A 26,265-nucleotide genomic window follows, 5' to 3' on the forward strand; every position below is an offset into this window, starting at 1 on the left:
GAACAAAGCGGGTCGAGCGTTCTGAAATAAGGCAAAAAGCCTTGACCTTTGGCCCCTCGCCCTGTTGAACCAGCCTCATATTTTTCAGGATTCAGGCGGCTCACATGGACGACCAGAACAAGAACCTCATTCTTGCGACTGCACTCAGCTTTTTGGTGATTTTGGTGTGGTTTGTGTTGTTCCCCCCACCGCCCGTCGAAGAAGCGACTGTACGTGATGAAATCGTGGCCGCAGACGGTACAACCCTCCAGGTTGAAGGCGATGTGCCGACTGACGTGCCGACGGCGTCCTTACTTGCTCCGCAATCGGTAGAAGATGCCGTTGGCGAGAGCGCCCGCGTCGACATCGACAGCCCTAGCCTGATAGGGTCGCTGTCTTTGACCGGCGGACGGATCGACGATTTGCGCCTGAAGGACTATCGCGAAACACTCGATGCCGACGCAGATCTTGTTCGCCTGCTTGCACCGATCGGAACCGCAGCCCCCTATTACGCCCTGCATGGTTGGGTCGCATCGGTCGGAGCCTCTGCCGACCAGGTCCCCGGCCCGTCCACGGAATGGAACGTTGAAACCGGCGAAACACTGTCGCCTGGCAACGATGTTGTTTTGCGTTGGGACAACGGCGCTGGCTTGATTTTCCGCAAAACCTTCGCGCTTGACGATGATTTTCTGTTCACCGTGACCCAAAGTGTTGAAAACACCACCGGGGCAGACATCGCGCTGCGGCCATACGGATTGGTGGCGCGCCACGGTGAACCTTATCAGATCGGGTTCTTCATTCAGCATGAAGGCGTCGTTCGGATGTCCGATGGCTCCATGGAGGAGATCAACTACGACGACATGCCCGATCTTTCGACGGAAGAGGGCCGCATCGAGGTTGAGGAAAACGGCTGGATTGGCTTTTCCGATCAATACTGGATGACCGCATTGATCCCGACTCCTGGGCGTGAGTTCCGGTCAACCGCCCGATTTGCCAATGATATCTACCAAATTGAAACAGTCTATCCGATGGTCACAGTGCCCGCAGGCGCCACGGCCGACGCAGATTCCCAGTTCTTTGCCGGTGCGCAAGAGTGGGAGGTGATCAGAAGCTATCAGAACGACCTTGGCATCGAACGGTTCCTCGACAGTATCGACTGGGGCTGGTTCTTTTTCCTGACCAAGCCGATTTTTGCTGTGCTGCACTGGCTGAATGGCCTGATCGGCAACATGGGCTGGGCGATCATCGGACTGACCTTGATCATCAAAGCTCTGCTGCTGCCGCTGGCGTACAAGTCCTTCGTATCCATGGCCAAAATGCGCGAACTTCAGCCACAGATGGAAAAGCTGAAAGAGTCTGCGGGCGATGACCGTGAAAAGCTCCAAAAAGGAATGATGGAGCTTTATCGGACAAACAAGGTAAACCCCGCAGCGGGCTGCCTGCCGATCCTCATGCAAATTCCGATCTTCTTTTCGCTCTATAAGGTGATCTTCGTCACCATCGAATTGCGCCACGCGCCGTGGGTCGGCTGGATTGATGACCTTAGCGCACCTGATCCCTCTTCGATCTTTAACCTGTTCGGCCTGCTGCCTTGGGATGCCCCTGCGCCAGAAAGCTTCTTGTCGCTGATCTTCATAGGTATCATGCCCATCGCATTGGGGATTTCGATGTGGCTGCAGCAAAAGCTGAACCCGCCGGTCACGGACCCGACGCAACGGATGATCTTTGCGTGGATGCCATGGGTTTTCATGTTCATGCTCGGCGGTTTTGCCAGCGGATTGGTCCTGTACTGGATCGCGAACAACACGATTACTTTCATCCAGCAATACACCATTATGCGCAGCCAAGGAGTCAAACCGGACGTCTTCGGCAACATTCTGGGCCGCACGAAATCGGACAATAAGTGATGGGGGGTGTCGCTGAAATCTGGCGGCACCCCATCAAAAGTCATGGTCGTGAACCGCTGGAGCAGGTGACATTGACTGCTGGGCAAACCTTGCCATGGGACAGGCATTGGGCTGTCGCCCATGAGGCTTGCAAGTTCAAAACAGAAGACCCCAAATGGGTCATGTGCCGCAACTTCATGATCGGGGTGGCGACCCCTGCCCTCGCAGCAATCTGGGCCTCGTTTGATGAGGTCACGGGCCGGATCACCCTGACCCACACGGACCTGCCCCCCATAACCTTTGCCCCCGATGTGCCCGAAGACGTGGCGCGCTTTATTGCTTGGGTGCAGCCCCTATGCCCGCCCGATAAACGCCAACCCATGGGCATTGTCACAGCAGGCAGACGTGGCATGACGGACACGCCATACCCGACAGTGTCGATCATGACGCGCGCCACCCACCGCGCGGTCGAAGCCCAGCTTGGCACGCCTATCGCGCACCATCGCTGGCGCGGGAATATCTGGCTTGATGGGCCCGAACCATGGGAAGAATTCGATTGGACAGGGGGCGACATCCGCATCGGCGACGCTGTGTTGTCAGTTCAAGAACCAATCCGCCGCTGTATGGCGACCGCCGCGAACCCGCAGACCGGCAAACGTGACGTTGATACCTTGGCAGCCCTACGTGACGGGTGGGATCATCAGCATTTCGGTGTATATGCCACGGTCAAGACCAGCGGCACCCTACGTGTCGGCGACACCTATGAGGTTCTTTAGATGCAACTGCCCTTCCCCGCCGCCGAGGCGCCCGATGACCTGACCCGTGAGGCTGGCCGCAAAATGTTTGCCGGTGAAACGGAGTTCCTGAAAGGCGTCGTCGCGATGAATGGTCTGCCAGATGCGGACCGCCCTGAGGTCTGCTTCGCAGGCCGGTCCAATGTGGGCAAGTCATCGTTGATCAACGCGTTGACCGGACGCAAGGGATTGGCGCGGGCGTCGAACACGCCCGGTCGCACACAGGAGATCAATTATTTCACCGTCGGTGAAAGCCACTACCTTGTCGACCTGCCCGGCTATGGCTTTGCCAATGCGCCGGTCGCGGTCGTGGAAAAGTGGCAGCGGTTGCTCAAATCCTATTTGCGCGGTCGCGTGACCCTGCGCCGCGCATTTGTGCTGGTCGATGCACGCCACGGAATCAAAGCGGTGGATGAGGAAATCATGACCCTGCTCAGTTCGTCCGCCGTGGCCTTTCAGTGCGTATTGACCAAGACAGACAAGCTGAAAAAAGGTGATTTGGACCGTGTCTTGGTTCAGGTTCGGGACAGGTTGAACAAGCATCCCTCTGCCTATCCCGAACTGGTCATCACCTCGTCCGAAAAAGGCGACGGGATTGAAACGTTGCGCGCAATTATCGCAGGGATAGACTGACCCCAAAGGCCTGACATGAGAAAGCAAGACATGAACCGCGATTGGATCGCCACCGCCGCCACGCTCAGCGCGGCCCTGCCCTATCTGCAACGCTACAACGACGCGATTGTGGTCATCAAACTGGGTGGCCACGCCATGTCATCGGACCAAGCGATGGAGGATTTCGCCCGCGACGTGGTCCTGATGCAGCAGGTCGGTGTGAACCCCGTGATCGTCCATGGCGGTGGGCCCATGATCAATGAAATGCTGGACAAACTGGCCATCAAGTCCGAATTCGTAAACGGCAAACGGGTGACAGATGAAGCCACTGTCGAGGTGGTTGAAATGGTCTTGTCCGGCCGCGTGAACAAGTGGATCGTCAATGCGATCAACCGTCAGGGGGGCCGTGCCGCGGGTCTGTCTGGCAAGGACGCGAACCTGATGATCTGCGATCAAGACGCGCCGGAGCTGGGCCTTGTCGGCACCCCAGCGGAGATCGACACACGGCTGCTGACGACGCTGTTCAGCGCCAACACCATCCCCGTCATCGCCCCCTTGGGCGCGGGCCGGAATGGGGAGACGTTGAACGTGAACGGCGACACCGCCGCCGGTGCCGTGGCTGCCGCGCTCAAGGCCGACCGGCTGTTGTTGTTGACGGACGTTCCGGGCGTCATGGACGCGGACAGGACGGTCCTGACGGACCTGACGACAGACCAAGTCCACCAACTGACCCGCGACGGCGTGATTGCGGGCGGGATGATCCCCAAAACCCAAACCTGCCTTGATGCGCTTGAGGGCGGTGTGCGCGCCGCCGTCATTCTGGACGGTCGTGCACCTAATGCCTGCCTGCTGGAACTGTTCACCGACCATGGCGCCGGGTCGATCATCCGGACGGCAAGGTGACGCTGGACGACATCGCCACCGCCGCTGCGGCTGTGCATCTGATGCCCTTGGGCGGGTTTCATGAAGACGGCCAGACGACGGTCCTTTTGGGTCCGCTGGAACCCGGTTTCTGGGCCTACGTCAGCAAACGACCGGAGTTTCTGATGGGCGCCGAGGACCCGCTGGATGCGTGGTCACATTGGGCGATCACGGCACTGGGATGTGTGACCGGTGCGCGGCCTGTGTTTCCTTTTGGCGGGCCTCCGTTTCATCCCTTCATTTCATGGTCGCTAAAAAGCGGGGAGGCGTGGCAAAGCCCCGTGGGCCTTCTTGTCCACAAAGATGCAGGGCTGTTGGTGTCCTATCGTGGTGCGCTGATCTTTGATGAAGAGATTGACCTTCCGAGCCCTGCGGCAAAGCCCTGTGACAGCTGCACAGACCAGCCCTGCCTGTCGGCCTGCCCTGTCGGGGCACTTTCTACGGATGGCTATGACGTGCCGCGCTGCAAGGCGCATATCGACGTCGATCCTGGGTGCCGCGCAGGCTGCCGCGTGCGAACATCCTGCCCCGTCAGCCAGACCTACGGGCGCGATCCGGCACAAACGGCCTTTCATATGGAGGCATTTCACCCGTCATGACCAAACGTCTGATCCTTATGCGACATGCCAAAAGCGGGTGGGACGACCCGACCCTGAGCGACATCGACCGACCGCTGAACGCTCGTGGTCGTGCGGATGCCACGGCGTTGGGCGGTTGGCTGAAAGACAGCGCATATCTGCCCGACGCAGTGCTCTGCTCTGCTGCGACCCGCACAAGGGAGACGCTGGCGCTGTTGAACATCCAAGCAACAGTGACATTCATGGAAGGGCTTTATCTGGCGCCACCGGCGCACATGATGGAGGCGTTGAAAGACTGCTCAGCGGACACGATCCTGTTGATTGGTCACAATCCAGGCATCGGTGATCTGGCACAGGACATCGTGACCAATGCGCCCGATCACAAACAGTTCTATGACTACCCCACCGGGGCCACGTTGGTGTGTGACCTGCCCATAACGAATTGGGCCAACGCGGTGTCCCGGTCGGCCCAGATGGTGGATTTTATCGTTCCGCGTGATCTGGAGGCAGGCTAAAATTCCGGAATTTTAGCGGCCCGCCCCGCAGGGTCAGTGACCGAGGATCTGGCTCAGGAACAGCTGTGTGCGTTCAGATTGCGGGTTGTTGAAGAACTCTTCCGGTTCGTTCTGTTCCACGATCTGGCCCGCGTCCATAAAGATCACGCGGTTGGCGACCTGACGGGCAAAGCCCATCTCGTGGGTCACACAAAGCATCGTCATGCCTTCTTCGGCAAGCTCGATCATGGTGTCGAGGACTTCCTTGATCATCTCGGGGTCCAGCGCGGACGTTGGTTCATCGAACAACATGATGCGCGGCTTCATACACAGCGACCGTGCAATGGCCACACGTTGCTGCTGACCACCAGACAACTGACCAGGGTATTTATCGGCCTGCTCTGGGATCTTGACCTTTTCCAGATAGTGCATCGCGATTTCTTCGGCTTCTTTCTTGGGCGTTTTACGGACCCAGATCGGCGCCAGCGTGCAGTTTTCAAGGATCGTCAGATGCGGGAAGAGGTTGAAGTGCTGAAAGCACATGCCGACCTCGGACCGGATTTTGTCGATGTTCTTGAGGTCAGAGGACAGTTCCGTCCCATCGACCATGATCGTGCCAGCCTGGTGTTCTTCCAGACGGTTGATGCACCGGATCAGGGTGGATTTGCCGGATCCGGAAGGCCCACAAATCACGATCCGTTCGCCACGGTTTACGGTCAGGTTGATATCGCGCAGCACGTGGAACGTGCCGTACCATTTGTTCATATCCTGGATCGAGATGGCGACCTCATCGGACACCTGCATTTGGCTGCGATCAATCGCGCGGTCGGTTGCTAGATCAGACATTTCAGGTCTCCTTAACGGTGCTCTCGCTGGAGCTTTTTCTCAAGGTGGAGGGAATAGCGGCCCATGCTGAAGCAGAAGATAAAGAACAGCAGGCCGATAAAGACGAAGAGCTCCCAGTAGACGCCATTCCAATCCGTGTCGGCACGGATGGCGTTGGAAAGCCCGATGGGGTCAAGCAGGCCGATAAAGACCACCAGCGTGGTGTCTTTGAATAGACCGATGAAGGTGTTCACGATCCCAGGGATGGAGATTTTCATCGCTTGCGGCAGGATGATCAACTGCATGGACTGCCAATAGGACAGCCCCAGCGAATCCGCGCCTTCGTACTGCCCGGTGGGAAGTGCGGCGAGGCCACCACGGATCACTTCCGCGATATAGGCCGCCGAGAAGAGCGTCACCATGATGATCACGCGCAGCATCAAGTCAAAGTTCGTGCCCGGAGGCAGGAAGTAGTTGAGAAGGAGCGACGCGGTAAACAGCCAGACGATCAACGGCACGCCGCGGATCACCTCAATGAAGGCCACACAGATTTTGTTCACGAAGAACAGGTGTGACTGACGGCCCAGCGCCAGCAAGATGCCCAGCGGCAGCGACAGGACGATGCCTGCGATACCGATGATCAGCGCCAGCATGAAGCCACCGATCTGACGGCTGTCGATAGGTGTCAGACCCACACGGCCCAGTTCGGCGTAGGTTTCGTTGACTGACGCCTGCACGCTCAGCGCTTCATTGCGGGCATTCAGGTAGGCTGAAAGCGCCGCCGCGTCTTCGCTGCTGGCATCTTCAGGCAACTGGTTGGGGTTGATCATGTTGCGGTATTCGCTGGGCAGAGTGTCACGCAATTCAGCCGCCTGTGCCTGCAGTTCAGGCACCGATGCTTCGCGGTCCTCCAAGGAGTTCAGCGAGGCCAGGAAGCCGCGATTGTTTGTCTGCAACGTCGACAGACGGAAATCGGCCTGTGCGATGGTCGTCGCCTCATCGCGGAGCGCGGTAAGGTCTTCCATCTTTGCGCTGAAGGCCGCTTGCGGGGCTTCCAGTTCGGCCACGTTTGTTGCGACGATTTTGTCGTGGATCGTCTCAAGCGTGTCGATGTCCGATTGCAACGCAGCGGTCACTGTTTCGATGTCCGCACGCAACGCCGGAATGTCGGTGCTTTCGTCCAGACCTTCGGCGCGCGTGATCAGATCAGCCAACGGATCGGTCAACGTGGCTTTACTGACCAATGCATCGGTGTCCTCAAGGATTGAGGGATCTTGCGCTGCGGCCCCTGCTGTCAGAAGGCTGGCCACATCGGCAGGTTCTGCGGTGTCATCGGCGATGTCGGACAAGCCGTCAGACAAGAAAGATACCACATTGCCGCGCAGGTTTTCGATTTGGGCTGCGGCAGCGCCGGCTTCGGCCAATTCGCTTTCCGATGCGGTCGCCATGTTGAAATCGCTGTCGGCGCCCCAAGTGGTTTGCAGACCGGCCAGTTCATCAAGGCTTTCTTCGGCGGCGATCAACCGCTGCAGGGCAGTTTCCTTGGGTTCGATCTGCTGCTCGATCGCGAATTCCTCAATGCGGATTTCGGTCATCTGCACAAGCAGAGCGTTCTTTTCTTCAACCGCAGCCGCGATCTCGGCGGATTTGGCTTCGGCGTCCTGTTCAAGGGCGGCCAGCTGTACGGGCAGGTCTTCTGCCTGCTGTGTCAGGTCAGCCGTCGTAGCAGCAAAACGGCCTCCGCCGACCATCTTGTTCAGGCCATCATCGATAGGCCCCATCAAAGCGCCCCACCAGACCAAAGCCGCGACCAGCGCACCAAGGTTGGCCACAATCGGGCCTGCGATCTTGCTCAGCACCTTGTAGGCCACAAAGGCGACCACGAAACCGAGCATCGCCAGAATAGGTGTCCAGAACGCGCCGCCCCAGATCAGCCATGTGGCCAGGAACGGGTAGATCACAGTGAACCAGATCATCTGACCCGGCACTTTGTCAGAGAACAACACAGGTGCCAGCGCCACAAACAGCAGCACGAAAGCAAGAATCGGACGCCAGTACAGTTCAGGCGGGTAGAAGCCGAACATCAACTGCAACCAGCGGTCTTCGATCACGGCCCAACAGGCGCCGTCATGGCTGCCCTTATAGACGCTGAACAAAACCTCACGGCATTCGGTCAGCGATCCGGCATTCCAGACGCCACCAAAGGCCCAAGGCAGGACCAACGACAGGGCCCAATAGATAACGATCAGCGACAGGACCGTCAGGATGATATTGGCGAAGCTGGAGAACAGGTTCTCACGGACCCATTTGACGGCACCGCGTTCTGTCACGGGGGGCTCGGCCTCGGGCAGCATGGTCTCACGGACGTAGGAGACGGTTTGTGCGTGCGTATCGCTCATCTTAGCGCTCCTTCAGCTGCGTGCGGTTGTTGTAGACGTTCATCACACTTGAGATCAGCAAGCTAAGCACGAGGTAGAAAGCGCCCAGAAGCAACATCCCCTCCAACTCTCGACCGGTCTGGTTGATGGTGATGCCCCCAAGGGTGGAGCGCACGTCCATATACCCCACCGCAATCGCCAGTGATGAGTTCTTGGTCAGGTTCAGATACTGCGAAATCAGCGGTGGGATGATAACCCGCATCGCCTGCGGCAGGATCACGAGGTTCATGGTGCGGCTGGGGCGCAGGCCCAATGCGGCGGCGGCCTCAGACTGACCTTTGGAAATGGCAAGGATACCAGCGCGGACGATTTCAGCGATGAAGGCACCCGTATAGAGAGACAGGGCCAGCCACAGCGCGATCAAAGAGTTGCGCAGGTGGATGCCGTCGGTGAAGTTGAAACCGCGAATATAGGGGTACTGCATGGCCGAGCCCATCAAGAACAGCACGATCCCCACAGGCACAACCAGCAGCGCCAGTTGCTGCCACCACGTAGTGGGGCGGTCGCCGGTGGCTTCCTGAATACGGTCAGCGCGGCGACGGACGGCGCGGATGACGAACAAGGACACGATGAGCGTGCCGATAATGACAAGCCAGTTGACCGCAGGATTTGCAAACCAGCCGTTTTCAAGCACGACACCGGGGACGTAAACGCCACGGTTTGTGACCGCGATGCTTTCATTCAGGATCATGGAGGCGTCGCCGCCCACCTTGAAATCCCGCGGTTGCGGCATGCCTTCGGTCATCAACGCAAAAATCGCGATGATCCACAGCAGCAGTGGCACGTTGCGGAACCCTTCGACGTAGACCGCCATCAGCTTGTTGACGATCCAGTTCTTGGACAGACGCAGGACACCGGCAATCACGCCGAGGATCGTGGCCAGTACACAGCCCAAGAAGGCGACCAACAGAGTATTGAGGATGCCCACAAAGGCGGCACTACCGTGGGTAGACTGGGAGGTATACTCGACCAGTCGTTGGTTGATGTCATAGCCCGCAGGCTGCGACAGGAACCCGAAATCAAAGTCTTTGCCCAAAGCGGCAAGGTTCTGGATGGTGTTGTTCACCAACCAGTACAGACCCAGCACCACAAGGATCATGGCAATCACTTGGATTGTGATCGACCTGTAGCGGGTGTCATAAATAAGTTGACTAAGCCGAAAGCCTGCTTTCGGTGGATCGGTGAGCGTTGTCATCCGCAAACTCCCTGTCCCATCGGGATCTTCGAAAATCATTCCCAGGCCGGTCGTCCGACCCTTCGCGTCTTCGATACTTTTCTTGGTGGTGTGGTGTTGATTTGCGAAAGGGCGCGGTCCGAAAACCGCGCCCTTTGCATCAGCTAAAACTTAGCGGAAAGGTGGGGAGTAGATCAGGCCACCGTCTGTCCACTGGGCGTTCAGACCCCGTGCCAGACCGATTGGCGTGTTCTCACCGATGTTCTTTTCGAACAGCTCACCGTAGTTGCCGCCTGCCATGATGGCAGCTTTGGCCCAGTCAGCTTCGAGGCCGAGCATCGCGCCCAGTTCACCTTCGGTACCCAGCAGACGGTTGATCTCTGGGTTGTTGGTGCCTGCGGACAGCTCTTCGATGTTTGCAGAAGACACGTTCAGCTCTTCAGCTGTGATCAGTGCGTTCAGAGTCCAGCGCACAACGTCGCCCCACTCGTCGTCACCGTGACGTACCAGCGGGCCGAGTGGCTCTTTGGATACGATTTCTGGCAGCAGAACGTGATCGCCTGGGTTCTCGAAGGTTGCACGTGTCGCAGCCAGACCGGATGCGTCAGTCGTGTAAACGTCGCATGCGCCAGCAAGGTACTGCTGCTGTGCTTCGGCGTTTGTTTCGATTGGCACGGGCTCATAAGAGATGTTGTTGGTCCGGAAGTAGTCGGCCAAGTTCAGCTCTGTTGTGGTGCCTGTCTGGATGCAGACAGTCGCGCCGTCGAGGTCTTTGGCGGAGGACACGCCCAGATCACGTGGGACCATGAAGCCCTGACCGTCATAGTAGTTCACGCCAACGAAGGTGAACTTGAGGTCGACATCGCGGGAGAATGTCCATGTGGTGTTACGGGCCAGCATGTCGATTTCACCGGATGCGAGGGCCGTGAAACGTGTCTGACCTGTTGTTGGAACGAATTCCACAGCCATTGGATCGCCGAGAACGGCAGCAGCAACAGCGCGGCAGACGCCAACGTCGAAGCCTTCCCAAACGCCGTTAGCGTCGGGGGCTGCGAAACCGGTCAAGCCAGTTGTCACACCGCAGTTCAGAGTGCCGCGTGCTTTGACATCGTCAAGCGTCGCTGCGCCGGCTGCACCGGCGGCCAGACCTGCGACAGTCATTGCACCGAGGAGTACAGAATTTTTCATGAGATACCTCTTCCTGAGTTTCCCTGCGTGAGCCACAGGGTTTTCTTATCTGCCTTAGTGGCAGGAGTGATACGTCGCAGGCGAACCTGCGCGACGTTGTTAGAGTGAGGGGATTCATCAGGAGAGGTCAAGGGCTTCGTCAGTAAAAACCGGTGATTTCATGGGCGTCTGACGGAAAGTTAGACCCGTATGAGCCACAAATTTAGACCAATGCCCCGTCTTTGGACAATTTGTAGAACAGATGGGCATGTTGAAAGGCATCTTTTTTGACCGATGCGGCCTGCATCGCGTCTTCGTCCTCGCCCCATTGTTCGGCCTGCCAGACCTCATCGATGCGCGAAAGCGCCCAACCGTCTTCGGCCGACAGCCGCCCCGCAGCCACGGCAAGGCCCAGAACCAGCGATCCGGACAGCGCAATAAGATCATGAAGGGCCGTCAGTTCAAATGGCGTCGCGTCATGCAAAGGCGCCGCTAAAGCGCGCAGCGCCGCCGCGTCCTGTTCCACCGGCATAATGCCCGCCGTCGGGCGCAGACGCGCGCCGAAGGTATCATCGGCCCAATCCAGCAGCGGATCCCAACCTTGGGCCTGACGGTCAATCAACGGGTCGGGATGGGTCGCACGGTAACACAGTAAATCGCTGCCGCCGTAGGCCGCCAACATCTCGGCCACGTCATCAAACTGGACGCGCACCTTGTCGATCGCCGCATTGGCAGATCGGGTGAAGGGCATGACGTTGGGATCGATCTTTTCGTCGATGGCACGCCATTCCTCGGCCACCGCCTGCCCCATGGCCTGCGTCGGCACGACCAAAGCGGCCTTGGCCGGTGTCTTTACGGGGCGGCCGTCCAGTTTCACGGCAAAACCACCCTTGTCGGGGACGACGTTGACGTCAGTCCAGAACCGTTTTACGGCCCAATCGCTCATATCATGCCCTCGAATGGATCATCTGGCGCGTGGTGTTCCTCCCATCCGAACAGCTGCCATGAATGGGTCATATGCGGAGGCAGGCTGGCCTTGAGGTATAGCTCTTTACCCGTCGCGGGGTGTTCGATCCGCAAGGACCGTGCGTGCAAATGCAGCTTGCGCCCGATTTCTTCGCCCATGCCTGCGCCCCAACCGTCGCCTAGGTTTTCCTGCGCGGCCCCGCCGTATTTGCCATCACCAATGATCGGATGCCCGATCTCAGCCATATGGGCGCGCAGCTGATGGGTGCGGCCAGTCACCGGTGTCAGCGCCAGCCACGCAGTGCGGTCGGCCAATGACGTCAACACGGTGTAATCGGTATGGGCACGCTTGGCGCCTTCGGTTTTGTCCACGTCACGCGGATGCACGCAGCGCATCTTTTCGTTCTCACCCTTGGACCCGTGGCCGGGCAGTTTGACCAGCCCGTATTTCACCGACCCCAGTTTCGGGATCGGCACACCGGCCACCAATGCCCAGTAGATTTTTTCGGTATTCCGATGGCGGAACGCCTCGGTCAGGGCCTTCGCAGCAAGACGGGTGCGGGCAAGGATCAACACACCTGAGGTGTCTTTATCCAACCGGTGCACCAGACGGGGCTTTTCATCGAAGCCAAATTTAAGCGCCTCCGCCAGACCATCCACGTGACGGGTCTGTTTGCTGCCGCCTTGGGTGGGCAGGCCCGACGGCTTGTTCAGCGCGATGACGTGATCGTCTTTGTAGATCACACAGCTTTGGATCAACTTGATGTCCGCATGCGAAAGATCACGGGGCCGGTCATCAACCGCATTGGGATCAGGCAGCGGCGGAATGCGCACTTGCTGGCCCTCTTCCACACGGGTCGAGGATTTCACCCGTCCCCCATCGACACGGATTTCGCCTTTGCGGCACATCTTTTCGATCCGCCCTTGCTGCAAATGTGGAAAGCGCCGTTTGAGCCAGCGATCAAGGCGCTGATCGCCCTCGCCTGCTGCGACATAGGTATTTTGAACGCGGCTCACGCGAGCACACCTCTCATGATAAACACGCCCGCGACCAAAGCGGCGAGCGATAGGATGACAGACAGCGCGACGTAAAGGGCGGCCTGCCCGATCTCCCCGCGCTCAAATAATGTGTAGGCCTCAAGCGAGAAGGCGGAAAAGGTGGTGAAGCCGCCCAGCACGCCGGTCATCAAAAACGGGTTCAGGTGCCCCAGCGCCTTTTGCCCCAGATAGACCACGGCAAGGCCCATCACGAAGCTGCCGATCACGTTGACCGACAGCACGGCCACCGGAAACGCACCGGGGCGGAACAGGGCCACGCCCACGCCAAAGCGCGCCGCTGCACCAATCGCGCCACCCAAGGCGACCTGAAGAGCCGTTGTAAACATGGGCCTGCCTTAAGCGATCCGCGCGGGGCCTTCAACCGTTCCGCTTGGCGCGCAGCTTGGCAAAAAAGTCGAGGCGCTTTTTGAGGTCGCGTTCAAACCCGCGATCCACGGGGTTGTAGTACACCCCGCGTTTCATGGTGTCTGGGAAATAGTTCTGCCCGCTAAAGCCGTCTTCGGCGTCGTGGTCATAGGCGTAGCCATCGCCGTATCCTTGATCCTTCATCAACGACGTTGGCGCGTTGAGGATGTGTTTGGGGGGCGGTTCTGACCCAGTTTTTTCCGCCGCCCGCATGGCGTTTTTATAGGCCGCATAGCCCGCGTTGGATTTAGGCGCGAGGGCGAGGAACGTGACCGCCTGTGCCAGCGCCAGTTCTCCTTCAGGTGAGCCGAGACGTTCGTAGGTTTCCCACGCGTGCAGGCAGATGGTTTGCGCCTGTGGATCGGCCAGACCGATGTCTTCGACAGCCATGCGGGTGATCCGGCGGGCCAGAAACCGCGGGTCTTCGCCGCCTTTGAGCATCCGCGCGAACCAATAGAGCGCCGCGTCAGGGTCTGACCCGCGCACCGATTTGTGCAGCGCACTGATCAGATTGTAATGTTCATCGCCGGATTTGTCGTATTTCGTGGCCCGCCGCATCAACCGTGTGGTCAGCGCATCGGTGTCAAGCTTTCCATCCACTTTCCATGCCGCGACCTGCTCAATCAGATTGAGCAACCCGCGCCCATCGCCGTCGGCCATCTCCAACAGCGCTTCACGGGCGGAACCGTCGAGGGGGAGTTTGCGGTCAAGCTCCCGTTCCGCCCGCTGCGCAAGGCGTTCAAGATCGGCCAAGGACAGACGTGTCAGGACAAGAACCTGCGACCGCGACAGCACAGCAGCGTTCAATTCAAACGACGGGTTTTCAGTGGTGGCGCCCACCAAGAGGATCGTGCCGTCCTCCATATAGGGCAAAAACCCATCTTGCTGGGCTTTGTTGAAGCGGTGGATTTCGTCCACAAACAGCAAGGTCCCCTTGCCGTTCTGGCGGCGCATTTTGGCAGCCTCAAACACTTTGCGCAGTTCCGGAACGCCGGTGAAAATCGCACTGATCTGGGTGAAATGCAGGTCAGTTTCGTCGGCCAGAAGCCGTGCGATTGTGGTCTTGCCCACACCGGGCGGCCCCCAAAAGATCAATGATGACAGGGAATTCGACGCCAGCATCACACCCAACGGTGCATCGGGGCCAAGGACCTGTTCCTGACCGATCACATCGCCCAGCGACTTGGGCCGCAGTCGGTCCGCCAAGGGGCGCGGGGCGGTGTCGGGGACCGCAGCACCGGTGTCAAAAAGGTCAGCCATGAGGAAGGATACGTCCCGCTCCGAAGGGGTTCAACGCAAAAGGCCCGCCATCACTGGCGGGCCCTTGTCAGATCGGTTGATCTGGAAATTATTCGGCAGCTTCTTCGGCTGCGACGCGGGCTTTGTCAGCCGCACCTTTGGCATCGACGTCGCGGTCGACGAATTCGATGATCGCCATGGGTGCCATGTCGCCGTAACGGAAGCCAGCCTTCAGGACGCGCACGTAGCCACCCTGACGGTCTTTGTAGCGTGGGCCAAGGATGTCGAACAGTTTCGCGACATACTGGTCTTGCTTCAACTGGGCTGCGGCCTGACGACGGGCGTGCAGATCGCCGCGCTTGGCGAGGGTGATCATCTTTTCGATGATCGGGCGCAGTTCTTTCGCCTTGGGTAGAGTTGTTTTGATTTGCTCATGTTCGATGAGCGAGCCGGCCATGTTGGCCCACAAAGCCTTGCGGTGTTCGTGGGTGCGGTTCAGGCGGCGGTAACCTCGTGCGTGACGCATTTTGTAGTCTCCATTTTGTTTTAGGGTGGGCCTTTGCGATGCGTGTCGCGGGCTCCGTTATTGGGGCGGGATTGCCCAGGGGGGTGGGGAGGCCAAAAATACCGAAATTTTGCCCCCCCCCAAAGGTTTAGAAGCTGTCTTCGAACTTCTTGGCCAGATCTTCGATGTTGTCTGGTGGCCAGTCTTCGACATCCATGCCGAGGTGCAGGCCCATGCCGGACAGCACTTCTTTGATCTCGTTCAGGGACTTGCGGCCGAAGTTCGGCGTGCGCAGCATTTCTGCTTCGGTCTTCTGGATGAGATCGCCGATGTAGACGATGTTGTCGTTCTTCAGGCAGTTTGCAGACCGCACGGACAGTTCCAACTCGTCCACCTTCTTGAGCAGCAGCGGATTGAATTCCAGACCGTCGTCGTCAGACGCCGCCTGAGCGGATTCAGGTTCGTCGAAGTTCACGAAGATAGACAGCTGGTCCTGCAGGATGCGTGCAGCGAAAGCCACGGCGTCGTCCGGCGTGATGGACCCGTCTGTTTCGACCTTCATGGTCAGTTTGTCATAGTCCAGAACCTGACCTTCGCGGGTCGGCTGCACGTCGTAGCTGACTTTTTTGACGGGCGAGTAGATGGCGTCGATCGACATCATGCCGATGGGCGCATCTTCAGGCTTGTTCTTGTCGGCAGAGACATAGCCTTTGCCGGTGTTGACCGTCAGTTCCATGTAAAGGTCGGCGCCTTCGTCGAGGTGGCACAGCACGTGGTCTTTGTTCAGAACTTCGATGCCAGCGGATTCAGAGATGTCACCAGCCGTGACAACGCCCGGGCCTTTGGCCTGGACCTGAAGACGCTTTGGGCCTTCGACTTCCATACGGATGGCGACGCCTTTGAGGTTCAGAACCACGTCGGTCACGTCTTCACGCACGCCAGAGATGCTGGAGAATTCGTGCAGAACGTTGTCGATCTGAACGGCAGTGATGGCCGCACCTTGCAGCGAAGACATCAGGATGCGGCGCAGGGCGTTGCCCAGCGTCAAGCCGAAGCCACGCTCAAGCGGTTCGGCGATGACAGTGGCCTGACGGGCCGGGTCATTGCCGGGTTTGACGTCCAGTTGTGTTGGCTTGATCAGTTCAGCCCAGTTCTTGTGGATCATGTGTCCCTCCATTCCTGTTTGCCCTTCATGTCCAATAAGGCAAACGCCCGAGGTTAAAATGACGGAATGGGGCCACGGAAAATCCGGGGCCCCAATACGTTTGGGTTGTTCTTAGACGCGGCGGCGCTTTGGGGGGCGGCAGCCGTTGTGGGCCATTGGCGTCACGTCGCGGATGGACGTGATGTTGAAGCCAACAGCAGCCAAAGCGCGCAGTGCGGATTCACGGCCGGAACCAGGACCCTGCACTTCGACTTCCAAAGTCTTGACACCGTGTTCCTGAGCTTTCTTGCCCGCATCCTCAGCCGCCATCTGGGCCGCATAGGGTGTGGATTTCCGAGAGCCTTTGAAGCCCATGGTGCCAGCAGACGACCAAGAGATCGCATTGCCCTGCACGTCAGAGATCAGGATTTTGGTGTTGTTGAAGCTGGAGTTTACGTGTGCAACGCCAGCTGCGATGTTCTTGGAGACCTTCTTCTTGCCTCCGCGACGGGGATCACGTGCCATTGGTACTGCCCTCCCTTATTTCTTCTTACCGGCAATGGCCTTAGCGGGGCCTTTGCGGGTACGTGCGTTGGTGGAAGTACGCTGACCGCGAACGGGCAGGTTACGGCGGTGACGCAGGCCACGGTAAGAACCGAGGTCCATCATGCGCTTGATGTTCATCTGAACTTCGCGGCGCAAGTCGCCTTCGACGGTATAGTTTTCGTCGATGTGTTCACGAATTTTCAGAACTTCGGCGTCGGAGAGTTCGTTCACACGACGTGTGAGGTCGATACCAACAGCTTCGCAGATGGCGACAGCGGAGGTGTTTCCGATTCCGGTGATGTAGGTGAGGGCGATTGGAACCCGCTTTGCAGTCGGGATGTTTACGCCGGCAATACGTGCCACGGTAGCATTTCCTTTTCGTTGCGGGTCCGTAATGCCGGACCCTTTTTTCACAACGTAAGGCCGGAGCATTTTGCTGCCGACCTTAAGTCATATCGAGGTGGTCTAGACGGGGCGCGACCCCGTGCGATTCCTGTTAAGGATGGGCGCTTTTAGGAGGGTTGCGAGAGGGCGTCAAGCCCCGAGGAATCCATCCTTGGATTTAGCCCAGAACGCCCGCAATCGACGCCTCAACCTCTTCCATGGTGCCAAGCCCGTCCACAGAGATCAGGTCGCCCTTGGCGTAGTAGTAGCCGATCAGCGGGGAGGTCTGTTTGTAGTAGGCCATCAAGCGGACCTTGAGGCTTTCGGCGTTGTCGTCCGCGCGGGCCGTGCCGCCTGCGGCAACAGCCTCAGCCGCGCGGCCAAGAATACGGTCGACGAGGATTTCGTCGTTCACTTCCAGTTCAATAACGTGGTCCAGCGTCTGCCCCATTTCATCGAGCAGCGCACCCAATGCGTCCGCCTGTGGCAGCGTGCGTGGGAAGCCATCAAAGATGAACCCGCCATGATCGCCGCCTGCTTCAAGCTGCTCGCGGATGAGGCCGATCACGATCTCATCTGTCACCAGATCACCACGGTCCATGACAGCCGCAACCATCTTGCCCATCTCAGTGCCGGAGGTTTTCGCCGCACGCAGCATGTCGCCCGTGGACAGTTGCACCATGTTGCGGCTTTCGACCAGCTTGGCAGCTTGAGTCCCTTTACCGGCTCCGGGTGGTCCGAGAAGGATAATATTGATCATCGACGAGACGGGCTCCGTTTCTTGCCGCCGCGCTTACCGCGCAGCTGGGATTTCTCGATCAGCCCTTCGTATTGATGAGCCAGCAGATGGGATTGGATTTGCTGAATGGTGTCCATCCCGACGCTGACGATAATCAAAACCGACGTGCCGCCAAAGTAAAAAGGAATGCTGAGGTTGGCACGGAGGATTTCCGGCAACAGACTGACCAGCGCCAGATAGGCAGAGCCGAGGACCAAGATGCGGATGACCACGTAATCAAGGTATTCCTTGGTGCGCTGACCGGGGCGGATGCCGGGGACAAACCCGTTCTGGTTTTTCAGGTTGTCGGCCACTTCATCCGTCTTGAACGCCACTTCGCGGGTGTAGAAGAAGGTGAAGAAGACGATCATCGCGGTGAAGAAGATCAGATAAAGCGGCTGACCAGGGCCGAAGTACGCAAGCAGCGTAGACATGATCGGGCCAGCCGTATCGCCACCAGAGAACGTGCTGAGAGTAGTTGGCAGCAGCAACAGGGCCGACGCAAAGATCGCAGGGATCACACCGGCGGGGTTCACTTTGATCGGCAGGTGGGAAGACCCACCGTCGTAGACCTTCATGCCGACCTGGCGGCGTGGATACTGAATGTGGATTTTGCGCAAAGAGCGTTCCATAAAGACCACAAAGGCAAAGACCGCGATGACCATGGCAAAGACGCCCAGCACCAGACCCCAGTTGTTGGTTTCCTGACCTTGGGCCAAGAAGCCAGCAAGGGCTGCGGGGACTTCGGCGATGATGCCCACGAAGATGATCAGCGAGATACCGTTACCGATGCCGCGTGCGGTGATCTGTTCACCCAGCCACATCAGGAACATGGTGCCGCCCACAAGGGTAATCACACAGGCCACGCGGAAATAGAGGCCCGGATCGGTCACAAGTTCACCCGCCTCAAGCGATGCGGCCATGCCGTAGGCCTGGAATGTGGCCAGCACCACGGTGCCGTAACGGGTATATTGGTTGAGCTTTTTGCGCCCCTGTTCGCCCTCTTTCTTCAGCTGCTTGAGCGGTTCCCACATGGCCCCCAGAAGCTGAACGATGATCGAGGCAGAGATATAAGGCATGATCCCAAGGGCAAAAATGCCCATACGGCTGAGCGCGCCGCCGGTGAACATCGACAAGATACCACCAATGCCAGTGGCAGCTTCGTCCATGAACGCACGCAGGGCGTCGGTGTCGATGCCAGGCACAGGAATATATGTGCCAAGGCGGTACACGATCAGAAGACCAAGCGTAAAGAAGATGCGCTGGCGAAGCTCTTTGGCCTGGCCAAAGGCGCTCCAACTTGTGTTCGCGGCCATTTGCTCTGCTGCTGATGCCATTTTGGGTGCCTATATCTGTTATGCAAACGCCGCTGACCGGATCCCCAGCAGCGGCGCTTTATCCATAGAACGATGTAAGGGGCGAACCCGCCCCCCACAAGTCGTTATTCAGCGGCTGCCGCAGCTGTGACTGTCAGTTTACCGCCAGCTTTTTCGACAGCTTCAATCGCACCCTTGGAGGCGCCAGTGACTTCGATGCTGACTTTGCCGGTGATTTCGCCCTTGGCGAGAACGCGGATGCCGTCCAGTTTGCGACGGATCAGGCCAGATGCCACAAGGCTGTCTTCGGTGATGGAAGACCCGTCCAGCTTTTTCTCGTCGATGAACTTCTGGATCAGACCAAGGTTCACAACAGCAAATTTCTTGCGGTTCGGCTTGTTGAAGCCGCGCTTTGGCAGACGTTGGTACAAAGGCATTTGGCCGCCTTCGTAGCCACCAATCGCCACACCGGAGCGGGATTTTTGACCCTTGATACCACGGCCACCCATTTTACCGGTACCGGAACCGGGACCACGGCCCACGCGCTTGCGGGGTTTCGTTGCACCGGGATTGTCGTGAAGTTCGTTCAGTTTAACCATGTCGCTGTCTCCTTGCCGGAAGACCTGACCCAGCGAAGATCAGGCACGCGGCGTTGATGTTGATTCTTGCGGCCAACCTGTGGCCACTGGCGGCGTATAGGAGATTGACGCAGATGGGGCAAGGGCAACCTCGGCCTCGTTCAATTTTCACGTCTTAACCACCACTCTGCCGCCATTTGGCCCGATTGCACGGGTATCCCGACGGGATGAAACATGATCCCGCCCTGCCCAAACATTTCTCCTGCATCGATGCGATGCGCGGAATTGCAGCGTTGTTTGTGACAATTTACCACGCGACACGCTTCTTTGTTGAGGACGCGGCGAACTTTGTGATCCCCGTCACGGTCTATGAAATGCCCTACGGGTCGTGGTTGTGGCCTGCGTATCTTTATGGGGAAGACGCAGTGCGGCTGTTCTGGGTCATATCGGGGTTTGTCTTTGCCCATGTCTATTGGACCCGCCCGACCAACGCACGTGAATTTGCCGTTGCGCGGTTCGCGCGGCTGTACCCGCTGCATTTCGTGACCCTGATCTTGGTGGCGGGCATGCAGATGATCAGCATGAACACCCAAGGCTACTGGCAAATCACCGATAACAACGACCTTAAACACTTTGTCCTGCAACTGTTCTTGCTGGACACCGTCCTGAACCTGTCCGACGGCGTAAGTTTCAACGCGCCGATCTGGTCCGTCTCGGCTGAGATTTTCATCTATGTGGTTTTCTTCTTTACCCTGCCGCTGACCCGTCGCAATCCGCTGGGGGGCAGCATCCTTTTGGCAGCACTCAGCTATGTGCTGCTGGTGCAGACGCCTGCAAGCTTCATAATTGGCAGTACCGTCTTTGCCTGTGGGGTGTTCTTTTTTGCCGGGGGCGCGTGCTACGCGACGTTCCGCGCGCTGGGTGGGGATGCGCGGCTGTGGGGGGTAAGCTTTGCCCTCGCCGTTTGTGCGGCCTTGGCGGCGCAGTATGGCTACGCCGACGTGATGCTGCTGAGCTTATGTTGTGCCATTGTGGTGGCGCTGGCCGCTGCCGAACGGTACATGCGTCGCCGCAGCCAGACCCTGCAGTTCTTGGGGGACATCAGCTATAGCGTCTATCTGGTGCATATGCCGATCCAGATCGGTGCACTCTTGGTCATTGACTTGTGGCTGGGGGGAGGCCGTGATTTCGCGCAATCCTACCTGACGCTGCCGCTGTTCTTGGCCGTCAGCATTTGGGTCGCGCATCTGACGCACAAGCATTTTGAACGTCCCGTGGGGGCATGGCTTCGGACCCGCATGATGAAGTCACCTGACGATCTGCCCGTGCAATCCGCGCCTACCTAAGGGCCACACGCCCCCCCCCACACGCAGCCCGTGCCTAACGCAAAAGCGCGCCTTGTTGTCCAAGGCGCGCTTTTGGTTTTGAAATTGGGGGCTACTTAGCGGCTGGAACACGCCTCAGCGGCGGTCTGCAGGTTGGCCAAATACGTTTCAGGATCCCCGCCGACCAGCAAGTCTGCGATGTCTTCGGTCAGGCAGTCTTCAACCCGGTCCGCGATAACGACCGATTGGGTCGCAATATCATGTACGTGGGCTGCACCCATCATCATCACGGACGCTGTCAAAACAACGAAATCCGTTGTCACCGCGCCGTCTTCGTCAGCGCGAAAGTCCTTGAACCATCGGACCGAGCGGGAGATGGATTCCTCAAACATAAGGGTGCCTTTCAACTGCAACTGTCAGTTGATTAATGATGAATTTGGGCACAATTATGAAAACCCGTCAGATGCCGGTGTGTTTTTGTGACCAATCCCGATCAAAGGCCGCTGTCTGTGCGCAGCCGGAAACCCTGATCGCGCAGGGTGGTGACGATGTCTTCCACGTGACCAATATCACGGGCTTCGATCACGACCTCAAGTTCGGCCTGCTTTAGGCTCACGGACTGCATCATACGTTGGTGGATCACCTCAACGACATTGGCCCCCGCTTCGCCGATGATGCGCGAAATCGTGGCGAGCTGCCCCGGCGTGTCGTCAATTTCAAACGTCAGCCGTGTGATGCGGCCGTCGCGCACAAGGCCCCGCAGGATCAGGGTCGACAATAGGCGGCTGTCAATATTGCCGCCGCACACCACAAGGCCGACCTTCTTACCTTGATAGTGGGCAAGGTTGTTTTTAATGACCGCCAGCCCCGCGCCGGGCGCGCCTTCGGCCACCAGTTTTTCCGCTGACAAAAGATCAAACACCGCGTCTTCAATCTGCGCCTCGGTCGCGGTGTCCACACGGGCCACATGGGAGGCGATGATATCCACGTTGGCCGGCGCAGGCGCTTTGACGGCAATGCCTTCGGCCAGTGAAGCGCCGTTGAAATGGGTCGGGTGGTTGTTGAACTGGGCCGAGACCGCGTCAAAAAGTTCGGCTTGTGCGCCGATGATTTCGACCGCAGGCTTGGTATCTTTCGCCGCCACGGCCATGCCCGCGATCAACCCCCCACCGCCGATGGGCACCACGATGCTATCCAGATCCGGCGCTTGCGCGAGCATTTCAAGCGCGACGGTCCCCTGCCCCGCTGCAACCACCGGATCGTCGAAGGGATGAATGAACGTCAGCCCATCGCGCGCCGCCCGGTCGAGGGTGAATTGAACGCTGTCATCAAACCCCACACCGTGGGTGATGACCGTCGCACCAAAGGTCTGGGTCGCTTTGATTTTGTTGAACGGCGTGCCTTCGGGCATGACGATGGTGGACGCAATGCCAAGACGGGTGGCGTGATACGCCACCCCTTGGGCGTGGTTGCCTGCGCTGCAGGCGATCACGCCCGCCTTTTTCTGCGCGTCCGTCAGGGTCAGCAATTTGGCCAGCGCACCACGGGATTTGAAGGCGTTTGTGTGCTGGCGGTTTTCAAGTTTAAGGTGCAGGTCGATGCCAAGCTGAAGCGACAACCGCGTGGCGGGCACCATGGGCGTCAGGATCGTGGCATCGCGGATGGCGTCATGGGTCTGGCGGATGAGGTCTGGGGTCAGGGTCATGGGGCTGTCCTTTTGAGGCCACAGATAGAGTGATCGACAATGTCCAAGACCGCAACGCCGACCGTGGCGCGCGTTTAGTTACTGTCCGCAGCGCGCGCTGCGATTTCAGTCCTGGAAAAATCGTTGGGGCCGCAGCTGACCCGATCTGCCGTGTCTTCCTCGGTCAATTCGTAGTCGAGGTGGTTGAAGATGTAGGTCGCAGCATTGCCCATGTCGTCACGGAATGGCCCGTCGGACATCCGCAGTGACCGGTATTCGCTGACGTATCCCCCGCCCGACGTATATCCGTAGCACACCGATATCACTGTGCCTGCCGCAATTTCGCGGTGTGTCTCAAACGGGGGAATGGTGTGGGTGCGGAAGGTGCTGACCAGACCCTCTTCTTGGGTTTCGATGATGATCACGAGGTCCTCAACCGGCTGACTGGTCAGGTTTTCAAGGCTCATCTGGAATTCGTGACGCTTGTCGCTGGCATCCAGAACGCCGCCCAGTTCCACAAGTCGGCTGTGCGCATCGAACCGAGGACGCTCGGCCAGCGCATCGGCCAATGCGCCCGTCGCCTCCGCCGTCTGGCCTGCACTTTGATCGATGCTCTCCAAGCTGCCGCGCGCGGCTGAGACTTCGGAGAGAAAGTCTGCGACATAGTCCGCCGCTTTGGCCGGAAAAAGAAGGCCAAGAATGGCCGACCCAAAGGCGATGATGGTCGTGATGTGGGCCATGCCGCTGAGAAGTTTCGGGAGGGAGAGAGACTTCATTTTGGCCCTTTCGGCAGTGTGTATCGACGCCATGATTTAGGCGCGCATTCAAAGAGGTATCGCGTTTTTTGGCGACGGCAAACCACCCGTCAAGTGGCCCCCCCCCGCCGTCTTGGGCGGGTCCCCCAAAAGGAAAACGCCCCACCGTTTCCGGCGGGGCGTTCTATTTCGAAATCGAAGTTAAAGGCGTTAGCCCTTCTCTTCGATGATCTCGACCATGTGGGGGATGCTTTCGACCATGCCGCGCACGGAAGGTGTGTCTTCCAACTCACGGGTTTTGTGCATCTTGTTCAGGCCCAGACCGATCAGCGTTGCACGCTGTTTTGCGGGGCGGCGGATCGGGGAACCGATCTGTTTAACAACAATCGTTTTTGCCATGATTTAGGCCTCCTCAGCGACTTGAGCGGATGCGTCAGGCGCATCGTCACGCTTGGGCAGGATGTCTGCCACTTTCTTACCGCGACGCTGGGCAACGGAGCGAGGCGATGCCTCTTTGCGCAGACCGTCGAGCGTGGCGCGGATCATGTTATAGGGGTTCTGGGACCCGATGGATTTCGCCACCACGTCCTGAATGCCCAGCATTTCGAACACGGCACGCATTGGACCACCGGCGATGATACCAGTACCCTGCGGTGCGGTGCGCATCACAACGCGGCCAGCGCCGTGGCGGCCTTCCATGTCGTGGTGCAATGTACGGCCTTCGCGCAGTTGCACGCGGATCATCTGACGCTTGGCTTGTTCGGTCGCCTTGCGGATGGCCTCTGGGACCTCCTTGGCTTTACCTTTGCCAAAGCCGACGCGGCCTTTTTGGTCGCCGACAACCACGAGGGCTGCGAAGCCGAAGCGCTTACCACCCTTAACGGTTTTGGAGACGCGGTTGATCGCAACCAAGCGATCGGCGAATTCTGGTGTTTCGTCCCGGTCACGGCCTTTGCCGCGGCGGTTGTTGTCACGTTCTGCCATTGGAGAACATCCTTTGTATCAGGTGGGGCATGCCCCGGTTTTACGTCAATCCTGGTGGCTATTGCCCCGGATCATCGGAAGGGCCCCTGACGGAGCCCTTCACAAGTCTTAGATTTTCAAGCCACCTTCGCGGGCGGCTTCAGCCAAGGCTTTGATCTTGCCATGGAAGAGGAACCCACCACGGTCGAACTGAGCCTCGGTCACACCGGCCTTTTTCGCGCGCTCTGCGATTGCAGTGCCCACTTTGGCGGCGGCTTCGACGTTGTTCTTGCCAACGACGCCCAGATCCTTCTCCAGCGAGGAGGCGGATGCCAGTGTCACACCGTTCACGTCGTCGATCAGCTGTGCGCTGATGTTCTTGGACGAACGGTGCACGGACAGACGAGGCTGACCGTTGTTGACCTTGCGCAGCTTGTTGCGAACACGCAGGCGGCGCTTGATGAAGAGTTGACGCTTGGAGTTTGCCATCGGTCTTACCTCTTACCTTCTTTGCGGAAGATATACTCATCCACATATTTGATGCCCTTGCCTTTGTAAGGCTCCGGCTTGCGCCATTCACGGATGTTGGCTGCGACCTGACCGACCTGTTGCTGGTCGTTGCCCTCGACGATGATGATCGTGGGCTTAGGGGCCGTAACGGTTACACCTTCTGGCACGTCAAAGTTGACGTCGTGGGAATAGCCGAGGTTCAGTTTCAGGACGTTGCCCTGCATCTGTGCGCGGTAACCCACACCGTTGATCTCAAGCTCTTTCTTGAAACCGTCGGTGACGCCGGTGACGAGGTTTTGCACCTGCGTGCGGGACATGCCCCACTGCTGGCGGGCGCGCTTGGACTTGCCGCGCGGCGTGACCGTCACAGCGTTGTCTTCGACGGCCAGTGTCACATCGTCGGTTGCGGTGAAGCTGCGGGTGCCTTTCGGCCCCTTCACTTCGACGGTCTGACCGGACACTGAGGCTGTTACGCCGCTGGGCAGGTCGACTGGTTTTTTACCAATACGAGACATCAGTTTCTCCTTAGAATACGGTGCAAAGCACTTCGCCGCCAACATTGTGGCTGCGTGCGTTTGCGTCCGACATCACACCCTTGGGGGTGGAGACAATCGACACACCGAGGCCCTGACGGACAACAGGAATGTCATTGACGCCCATGTAGACGCGACGCCCGGGTTTGGAGACCCGCTTCACTTCGCGAATAACAGGAGTGCCTTCGTAATACTTGAGGCTGATTTCGAATGCGGGGTGGCCGCGTTCGTCCTTCGTGGCTTCGTAGCCGCGAATGTAGCCTTCGTCTGCCAGCACATCGAGTACCCAGCCGCGCAGCTTGGACGCCGGTGTTGCCACCGTCGACTTGCCACGCATTTGGCCGTTGCGGATGCGCGTCAGCATATCTGCGATAGGATCGTTCATATCATATGCTCCTTACCAGCTGGACTTGACCATGCCGGGGATTTCGCCATTGGAACCGAGGTCCCGCAGCGCGATCCGGCTGATCTTGAGTTTGCGGTAATATGCGTGAGGACGGCCGGTGAGCTGGCACCGGTTGTGCAGGCGCGTGGGCGAGGAGTTGCGGGGCAGTTTGGCGAGTGCCAAACGGGCCTTGAACCGCTCTTCCATGGGCTTGCTGTCATCATTTGCGATTGCTTTCAGCTCTGCACGCTTTGCGGCGTACTTTTTCACGAGCTTCTCGCGCTTCACTTCGCGGGCGATCATGGATTTTTTAGCCATATCT

30 protein-coding genes and 1 pseudogene are annotated in these 26,265 nt (G+C 58.5%); 7 read left to right on the forward strand and 24 right to left on the reverse strand.

What is annotated here, in order from left to right:
* The first annotated feature begins 104 nt into the window (after positions 1 to 104).
* The 6 genes from yidC to ACTG36_RS13760 are packed head-to-tail and all read left to right on the forward strand — an operon-like array spanning position 105 to position 5,285.
* Positions 105 to 1,886 carry a membrane protein insertase YidC gene (gene yidC / locus ACTG36_RS13735; RefSeq protein WP_375280214.1) on the forward strand — a complete coding sequence of 594 codons (1,782 nt, stop codon included), beginning with the start codon at positions 105 to 107 and terminating at the stop codon, positions 1,884 to 1,886.
* Positions 1,886 to 2,641, forward strand: a complete 756-nt coding sequence (locus ACTG36_RS13740) for an MOSC domain-containing protein (protein ID WP_375280213.1) — start codon at positions 1,886 to 1,888, stop codon at positions 2,639 to 2,641. The genes yidC and ACTG36_RS13740 overlap by 1 nt, the downstream gene beginning before the upstream one ends.
* Positions 2,642 to 3,292, forward strand: coding sequence for a ribosome biogenesis GTP-binding protein YihA/YsxC (gene yihA, locus ACTG36_RS13745; protein WP_375280212.1), 651 nt, complete (start codon positions 2,642 to 2,644; stop codon positions 3,290 to 3,292).
* 15 nt (positions 3,293 to 3,307) lie between these two features.
* On the forward strand, positions 3,308 to 4,174 hold the full coding sequence (argB, locus tag ACTG36_RS13750) for an acetylglutamate kinase (protein WP_375280211.1): 867 nt from the start codon (positions 3,308 to 3,310) through the stop codon (positions 4,172 to 4,174).
* On the forward strand, positions 4,171 to 4,791 hold the full coding sequence (locus tag ACTG36_RS13755; RefSeq protein ID WP_375280210.1) for a ferredoxin: 621 nt from the start codon (positions 4,171 to 4,173) through the stop codon (positions 4,789 to 4,791). Before argB ends, ACTG36_RS13755 begins: the two co-directional genes overlap by 4 nt.
* The gene (locus ACTG36_RS13760) at positions 4,788 to 5,285 is read left to right on the forward strand and encodes a SixA phosphatase family protein (RefSeq protein ID WP_375280209.1); all 498 of its coding nucleotides are present in this window, start codon (positions 4,788 to 4,790) and stop codon (positions 5,283 to 5,285) included. The genes ACTG36_RS13755 and ACTG36_RS13760 overlap by 4 nt, the downstream gene beginning before the upstream one ends.
* Before the next feature lie 33 nt (positions 5,286 to 5,318).
* Here the strand turns inward: ACTG36_RS13760 and ACTG36_RS13765 are convergent, their stop codons facing one another.
* The 15 genes and pseudogenes from ACTG36_RS13765 to rplO form a co-directional block, all read right to left on the reverse strand.
* Positions 5,319 to 6,110, reverse strand: a complete 792-nt coding sequence (locus tag ACTG36_RS13765; protein ID WP_375280208.1) for an amino acid ABC transporter ATP-binding protein — start codon at positions 6,108 to 6,110, stop codon at positions 5,319 to 5,321.
* An 11-nt stretch (positions 6,111 to 6,121) separates the two neighbouring features.
* A pseudogene (locus ACTG36_RS13770) lies at positions 6,122 to 6,763 on the reverse strand (amino acid ABC transporter permease); the annotation flags it as partial.
* Positions 6,764 to 8,489: 1,726 nt separating this feature from the next.
* Positions 8,490 to 9,722 (reverse strand): amino acid ABC transporter permease, encoded by a 1,233-nt coding sequence (locus ACTG36_RS13775; RefSeq protein WP_375280207.1) that lies wholly within the window; start codon positions 9,720 to 9,722, stop codon positions 8,490 to 8,492.
* 150 nt (positions 9,723 to 9,872) lie between these two features.
* Positions 9,873 to 10,889: an amino acid ABC transporter substrate-binding protein gene (locus ACTG36_RS13780; RefSeq protein ID WP_375280206.1), complete on the reverse strand. Its 1,017-nt coding sequence runs from the start codon at positions 10,887 to 10,889 to the stop codon at positions 9,873 to 9,875.
* Between the two features lie 202 nt (positions 10,890 to 11,091).
* The gene (locus ACTG36_RS13785; protein WP_375280205.1) at positions 11,092 to 11,814 is read right to left on the reverse strand and encodes an ATP12 family chaperone protein; all 723 of its coding nucleotides are present in this window, start codon (positions 11,812 to 11,814) and stop codon (positions 11,092 to 11,094) included.
* Complete coding sequence (locus tag ACTG36_RS13790; RefSeq protein ID WP_375280204.1) at positions 11,811 to 12,851, reverse strand: RluA family pseudouridine synthase; 1,041 nt, start codon at positions 12,849 to 12,851, stop codon at positions 11,811 to 11,813. Before ACTG36_RS13790 ends, ACTG36_RS13785 begins: the two co-directional genes overlap by 4 nt.
* Positions 12,848 to 13,219 carry a fluoride efflux transporter CrcB gene (gene crcB, locus ACTG36_RS13795; RefSeq protein WP_375280203.1) on the reverse strand — a complete coding sequence of 124 codons (372 nt, stop codon included), beginning with the start codon at positions 13,217 to 13,219 and terminating at the stop codon, positions 12,848 to 12,850. Before crcB ends, ACTG36_RS13790 begins: the two co-directional genes overlap by 4 nt.
* Positions 13,220 to 13,250: 31 nt before the next feature.
* The gene (locus tag ACTG36_RS13800; protein WP_375280202.1) at positions 13,251 to 14,558 is read right to left on the reverse strand and encodes a replication-associated recombination protein A; all 1,308 of its coding nucleotides are present in this window, start codon (positions 14,556 to 14,558) and stop codon (positions 13,251 to 13,253) included.
* An 88-nt stretch (positions 14,559 to 14,646) separates the two neighbouring features.
* On the reverse strand, positions 14,647 to 15,063 hold the full coding sequence (rplQ, locus tag ACTG36_RS13805; protein WP_375280201.1) for a 50S ribosomal protein L17: 417 nt from the start codon (positions 15,061 to 15,063) through the stop codon (positions 14,647 to 14,649).
* 127 nt (positions 15,064 to 15,190) lie between these two features.
* The gene (locus ACTG36_RS13810) at positions 15,191 to 16,207 is read right to left on the reverse strand and encodes a DNA-directed RNA polymerase subunit alpha (protein WP_296420197.1); all 1,017 of its coding nucleotides are present in this window, start codon (positions 16,205 to 16,207) and stop codon (positions 15,191 to 15,193) included.
* 111 nt (positions 16,208 to 16,318) lie between these two features.
* Complete coding sequence (gene rpsK, locus ACTG36_RS13815; protein ID WP_085863633.1) at positions 16,319 to 16,711, reverse strand: 30S ribosomal protein S11; 393 nt, start codon at positions 16,709 to 16,711, stop codon at positions 16,319 to 16,321.
* Positions 16,712 to 16,726: 15 nt separating this feature from the next.
* Positions 16,727 to 17,095, reverse strand: coding sequence for a 30S ribosomal protein S13 (gene rpsM, locus ACTG36_RS13820; RefSeq protein WP_375280200.1), 369 nt, complete (start codon positions 17,093 to 17,095; stop codon positions 16,727 to 16,729).
* A gap of 199 nt (positions 17,096 to 17,294) precedes the next feature.
* Complete coding sequence (locus ACTG36_RS13825; RefSeq protein ID WP_375280278.1) at positions 17,295 to 17,873, reverse strand: adenylate kinase; 579 nt, start codon at positions 17,871 to 17,873, stop codon at positions 17,295 to 17,297.
* Entirely contained in the window at positions 17,873 to 19,231 is a 1,359-nt protein-coding gene (gene secY / locus ACTG36_RS13830) for a preprotein translocase subunit SecY (RefSeq protein WP_375280199.1), read from the reverse strand. The genes ACTG36_RS13825 and secY overlap by 1 nt, the downstream gene beginning before the upstream one ends.
* 104 nt (positions 19,232 to 19,335) lie before the next feature.
* Positions 19,336 to 19,809, reverse strand: a complete 474-nt coding sequence (rplO, locus tag ACTG36_RS13835) for a 50S ribosomal protein L15 (RefSeq protein ID WP_375280198.1) — start codon at positions 19,807 to 19,809, stop codon at positions 19,336 to 19,338.
* 206 nt (positions 19,810 to 20,015) lie between these two features.
* Here rplO and ACTG36_RS13840 point away from each other — a divergent pair, with 206 nt between their 5' ends.
* On the forward strand, positions 20,016 to 21,134 hold the full coding sequence (locus ACTG36_RS13840; RefSeq protein WP_375280197.1) for an acyltransferase family protein: 1,119 nt from the start codon (positions 20,016 to 20,018) through the stop codon (positions 21,132 to 21,134).
* 95 nt (positions 21,135 to 21,229) lie between these two features.
* On the opposite strand, the gene ACTG36_RS13845 is transcribed toward ACTG36_RS13840, so the two are convergent.
* The 9 genes from ACTG36_RS13845 to rpsN all read right to left on the reverse strand — a co-directional run bounded on the left by ACTG36_RS13845 (position 21,230) and on the right by rpsN (position 26,261).
* A complete protein-coding gene (locus ACTG36_RS13845; RefSeq protein ID WP_375280196.1) occupies positions 21,230 to 21,505 on the reverse strand; it encodes a hypothetical protein in 276 nt (91 codons plus the stop codon).
* 101 nt (positions 21,506 to 21,606) lie between these two features.
* Positions 21,607 to 22,818 carry a threonine ammonia-lyase gene (locus ACTG36_RS13850; protein WP_375280195.1) on the reverse strand — a complete coding sequence of 404 codons (1,212 nt, stop codon included), beginning with the start codon at positions 22,816 to 22,818 and terminating at the stop codon, positions 21,607 to 21,609.
* Positions 22,819 to 22,892: 74 nt separating this feature from the next.
* Positions 22,893 to 23,573, reverse strand: coding sequence for a hypothetical protein (locus ACTG36_RS13855; protein WP_439142656.1), 681 nt, complete (start codon positions 23,571 to 23,573; stop codon positions 22,893 to 22,895).
* A gap of 189 nt (positions 23,574 to 23,762) precedes the next feature.
* Positions 23,763 to 23,951 carry a 50S ribosomal protein L30 gene (rpmD, locus tag ACTG36_RS13860; protein ID WP_085863641.1) on the reverse strand — a complete coding sequence of 63 codons (189 nt, stop codon included), beginning with the start codon at positions 23,949 to 23,951 and terminating at the stop codon, positions 23,763 to 23,765.
* Between the two features lie 3 nt (positions 23,952 to 23,954).
* Positions 23,955 to 24,536: a 30S ribosomal protein S5 gene (gene rpsE / locus ACTG36_RS13865; RefSeq protein ID WP_375280193.1), complete on the reverse strand. Its 582-nt coding sequence runs from the start codon at positions 24,534 to 24,536 to the stop codon at positions 23,955 to 23,957.
* Positions 24,537 to 24,644: 108 nt separating this feature from the next.
* Positions 24,645 to 25,004, reverse strand: coding sequence for a 50S ribosomal protein L18 (rplR, locus tag ACTG36_RS13870; protein WP_296420187.1), 360 nt, complete (start codon positions 25,002 to 25,004; stop codon positions 24,645 to 24,647).
* A gap of 5 nt (positions 25,005 to 25,009) precedes the next feature.
* Entirely contained in the window at positions 25,010 to 25,540 is a 531-nt protein-coding gene (gene rplF, locus ACTG36_RS13875) for a 50S ribosomal protein L6 (protein ID WP_296420186.1), read from the reverse strand.
* A 10-nt stretch (positions 25,541 to 25,550) separates the two neighbouring features.
* Entirely contained in the window at positions 25,551 to 25,943 is a 393-nt protein-coding gene (rpsH, locus tag ACTG36_RS13880) for a 30S ribosomal protein S8 (RefSeq protein ID WP_296420185.1), read from the reverse strand.
* Positions 25,944 to 25,955: 12 nt separating this feature from the next.
* Positions 25,956 to 26,261: a 30S ribosomal protein S14 gene (rpsN, locus tag ACTG36_RS13885; RefSeq protein WP_296420184.1), complete on the reverse strand. Its 306-nt coding sequence runs from the start codon at positions 26,259 to 26,261 to the stop codon at positions 25,956 to 25,958.
* Between the last annotated feature and the right edge of the window lie 4 nt (positions 26,262 to 26,265).

The organism is Pseudooctadecabacter sp. (assembly GCF_965657175.1).
GTDB lineage: Bacteria > Pseudomonadota > Alphaproteobacteria > Rhodobacterales > Rhodobacteraceae > Octadecabacter.